This window comes from Luteibacter sp. (genome assembly GCF_051958795.1).
In the GTDB taxonomy this organism is placed as follows: Bacteria; Pseudomonadota; Gammaproteobacteria; order Xanthomonadales; family Rhodanobacteraceae; genus Luteibacter.
The window spans coordinates 1-4,087 of sequence record NZ_JBQCFT010000415.1 but is presented as its reverse complement, the minus strand read 5'-3'; the positions used below and the strand labels follow the sequence as shown (position 1 = coordinate 4,087).

Sequence of the window (4,087 nt, the reverse complement as noted above, 5' to 3'; positions counted from 1 at the left end):
ATTCGTGTGCCCGGCGAGTCCCAATCGCGCGCAAGCGCGCTCCCACGGGTCTTGCTCTGATTTAAAGGCTAGCGATACGACTACGGTTACGCCCGTCGTTCTTTGCTTCGTAAAGCGCTTCGTCTGCGCGGCCCAGCAGCGAATTCAGTGACTCCGGCGCGCGCCACATCGCGACGCCCGCGCTCACCGTGATCCGGATCCTGTAATCGCCGTGCACGATCACCTGCGACGCCAGTGCATGGCGCACGCGCTCGGTGATATCCAGCGCGTGCTCCGCCAGCGCGCCCGGCAGGCACAGGATGAACTCTTCGCCGCCGAAACGGCCCGCCAGGTCATCCGCGCGGCACATCGACGAAATCACCCGCATCGTCTCGCGGATCACCGTATCACCCGCCAGGTGACCGAACGTATCGTTCACCGTCTTGAAGTCATCGATATCCAGCAACACCATGCTGAACGGGATGCCATCCGTCGCTGCGCCCTGGCGCACCCGCTCCGCCTGCTCCAGGAACCGGCGGCGGTTCAACGAACCGGTCAGCTCATCCGTACCCGCCAGGTGATCCAGCCGCTCATTCGCCGCCTTCAGGTCACGCGTACGCGCTTCCACCTGTGCCTGCAGCAACTCGGCGCGGCGGCGCAGGTACAGCGTGCGCAGGTACACCAGGCCAAAGAACATCGCCACGGCCACCGCGACGCCAAGCAGCAGGGTCCACGGGCTCTCGTACCAGCGCGGGACGACTTCCACCCGCACCGAGGTTTCGATCGTCCGCGCATCCAGCCCACGCATCGTCGCGCGCAGGCGCAGCGTGTACGTGCCGCTGGCCAGGTTCGTGTAGATCGCGCTCGGGGGAATACCGCGCGCCACCTCGTTCCACGCCGTATCCGTATCGTCCATGCGGTACGCGTAATGGGTTTCCTGCGGCGCACGGTAGTCGAGCAACGCGAAATCCACGCGCAGGTTACGTCCGTCGCCGTCCAGCTTGATCCGGCCGTTCTCGTCCGGCAGCTGGGCCAGCGGCACGGACTTGTCATTCATGGCGATATGCGTGACCGCCAGCCGCGGCGACGCCATCTGCGGCGCGACCCAGTAGGGGCGCACCACGGTCAGGCCGCCCAGGCCGCCGAACATCAGCTCGCCGCCCGGTGCTTCGGCCGCGGCGCGGTGGATGTAGCTCGGGATGCGCAGGCCATCGCGGATACCCAGGTCGAACACGCGATGGCTAGCCGCATCGACCATGGCCACGCCGTTGGCCATCGACGCCCACACGCGGTCATCGTGGTCCACCAGCAGTGCGTTGATCTTCGTGTTGACCAGGCCCTCGCGCGCGCCGATCAGGCCGAAACGGAACGGCCCGCGCTCCTGGAAATCATCCAGGTAGGCGATGCCGCCGAACGTGCCCAGCCACAAGCGGTTGTGCGAATCGAACGCCATGGAGCCGGTGTAATCCTGCGGCAGGCTCTTCGGGTCCGCCGGCTCGTGGCGGATATTCACGAAGCCTGGCTCGCCGTCATACGCGACGCTGATGCCGCTGATGGTCGCGAACCACCACGAATGCGCCATGCGCACGATGTGCCGCACCTGGTCGCCGACCAAGCTGCGCGGATCCTTGTCGTCGTGGCGCATCTGGCGCAGCGCGCCGGAGACGGTGTCGTAGCGGAACAGGCCATCGTACGTGCCGATGAGCAGGTCGTTCCCGTCGCGCTGCATGGAGAGGATGAGCCGGCCATCCAGGCTCGGGATCATCGAGCTCTGCAGGGCGAAGGTGTTCGGATCGATCCGCGACACGCCCTGCGCGCCTGCCCAGATCGAACCATCGGGCGCGACGACGAAGGCCTGCACGTCGCGCTCGGCCTGTTCACCGCCCAGCTGGAGGTGGCGCATGCCGCCGCTGGCGAGATCGAGCACGTCGATGCGGCCCATGCCCAGGCCCAGCCAGATACGGCCACGCGGGTCGACGAACACCGAGTGGACGTTGGCGTTCGAGAGGGTGTGTGACTGTAGCGGCGACGGCAGCACCGAGAACACCTTGCGGCCGTTCGGGTCGTAGTGCGCCGCGCCCAGCTCGGTCGCGACCCAGATGTTGCCCGTGCGGTCCTGGAAGATATCGCGGGTGATGTCACCCGGCAGCGACGAGGCCATGGCCGCGTCGTGCGACAGCGCGCGCAGTTGCCCCGTGTTGAAATCGTAGGTGACGACGCCCGCACCGTCGGTCGCAGCCCACAGCACGTGCTCGGGCGTTTCACGGAAGGAGCGGATCGTGCGGCGGCGCGCCAGGCCGGTCTTCCCGGAATACCCGGCGACCGCACGCGCATGCCAGTCCGCGGTGACGTATACCGCGCCCGACTGGCCGGTACCGATCCACATCCTGTCCTTGCTGTCCTGGTACAGCGCCCAGACCTGGTCGTGCAGGATCGAGTCGATTTCCGGATCGCCGGAGATGATCCGTTCGAAATGGCCGCCCGGCTTGCGCACGAATACGCCGTTATCCAGGCCGACCCACAGGTTGCCGGCACGGTCCTCGCTGACCGCGAAGGTACGCCGGACCATCGACGGATCGTCGCCGGGCTGGCCCGACACGTGCGTGATCTCGCCGGTCGAAAGCTGCAGGCGGTCGAGGCCGCCTTCGGTGGCGATCCAGAACACATCGGGATCGTGCGACCGCGCAATGGCAAACACCTTGCCGTTCGAGGTACCGCCCTTCCCCACCGGATAAAGATGGAAGCGGACCGTCTTCGGATCGAAGCGCAGCAGCCCGCCGGCGTTGGTGCCCACAAGCAGGCCACCATCGTCGAGCGGCATCAGCGCGCGCACGTAGGCATCGGGCAGCACCGCGCCGCCGTAGGAATCGGGTTCCTGCCCGAACACCTGCATGCGGTAGCCGTCGTAGCGGGCCAGGCCGCCGAAGGTGCCGATCCAGATGACGCCGGCCTTGTCCTGCACGATCGCCGTAGTCGTCGAGGGCGGCAGGCCGTCCGTGACGCCTACGGTATCGAACCAGGCCGTCTCATACGCCGCCCACGGATCGACACCGACTTTCGGCGCGACCTGAGCATGCGAGATACCCACCCACAACACAGAGGTGACAATGACAACGAGAAGGGCACGCCACGACAGAAAGCGGAAGGGCCAGTGCGGACGTTCAGCCTGCATAAGCCATCGAAGGGTCGAGGTAACGGCTGAACGCATCGGCCGTCATGGGGCGAGCGAAGAAATAGCCCTGGCCGATGTCGCAGCCAAGGCCGCGCAGCCAGTCGGCCTGCGCTTCGGTTTCCACGCCTTCGGCGATGGTCCGCATATTCAGCTTCTTGGCTAGCCCGACGATGGCCTCGGTGATCTCGCGATCGGCCAGGTTCGAGTCGCTGCCGCGGACGAAGCTCTGGTCGATCTTGATCGTGCCGACGGGCAGTTCGCGCAGGTGGCTGAGGTTCCAGTAGCCTGCGCCGAAATCGTCGATCAGCAGGTCGAAGCCGTGCGAGCGGAGCTTCACCAGCTGGCGAAGGGTCTCCTCGGGCTCGCGCATGGCCGTGGATTCGGTGAGCTCGAAGCGGATGCGGGTGGGATCCACGCCGAACGAGCGAACGACGCGGTGCAGCGTCTCGACGAAGGCCGGGCGGCTGAGCTCGTGCATGGAAAGGTTGATCGCCACGTAATCCACGTGGCGGCCCGCCTTGTCCCAGGCCTGGACCTGGGCCAGCACGGCGCGCAACACGTATTCGCCGAGGCCATGGATCAGGCCGGAACGCTCGGCCACGGCCACGAAGACGCTCGGCGGCACATCGCCACGCACCGGGTGGTGCCAGCGCGCCAGCGCCTCCACGCCGGCAAGGCTGCCGTCGTGCAGGTGGCGCTTGGGCTGGTATTCGACATCCAGTTCGCCGCGCTGCAGGGCCTCACGCAATTCAACGGTCAGCGCGAGGCGCTCGCGGGCCGCCTCGAGCATGCCTTCTTCATAGAAGCGGAAATCGGCCTTGCCGGTTTCTTTCACGGCATACATGGCGGCATCGGCGTTGCGGATCAGGCTGTCCGCTTCCTTGCCATCCTGGGGGGCGATGGCCACGCCGATGCTGGGGCTGACCGCGACGAGCT

General features: G+C 66.6%; 2 protein-coding genes. Both read right to left on the bottom strand.

All coding sequences use genetic code 11. The features are described from left to right. Positions 1–61: 61 nt before the first annotated feature. A complete protein-coding gene (locus ACTHLF_RS21030) occupies positions 62–3,151 on the bottom strand; it encodes a ligand-binding sensor domain-containing protein (RefSeq protein WP_440330151.1) in 3,090 nt (1,029 codons plus the stop codon). Continuing rightward, on the bottom strand, positions 3,141–4,087 hold a 947-nt coding region (locus ACTHLF_RS21025), incomplete at its 5' end, for a putative bifunctional diguanylate cyclase/phosphodiesterase (protein WP_440330149.1). The genes ACTHLF_RS21025 and ACTHLF_RS21030, both read right to left, overlap by 11 nt.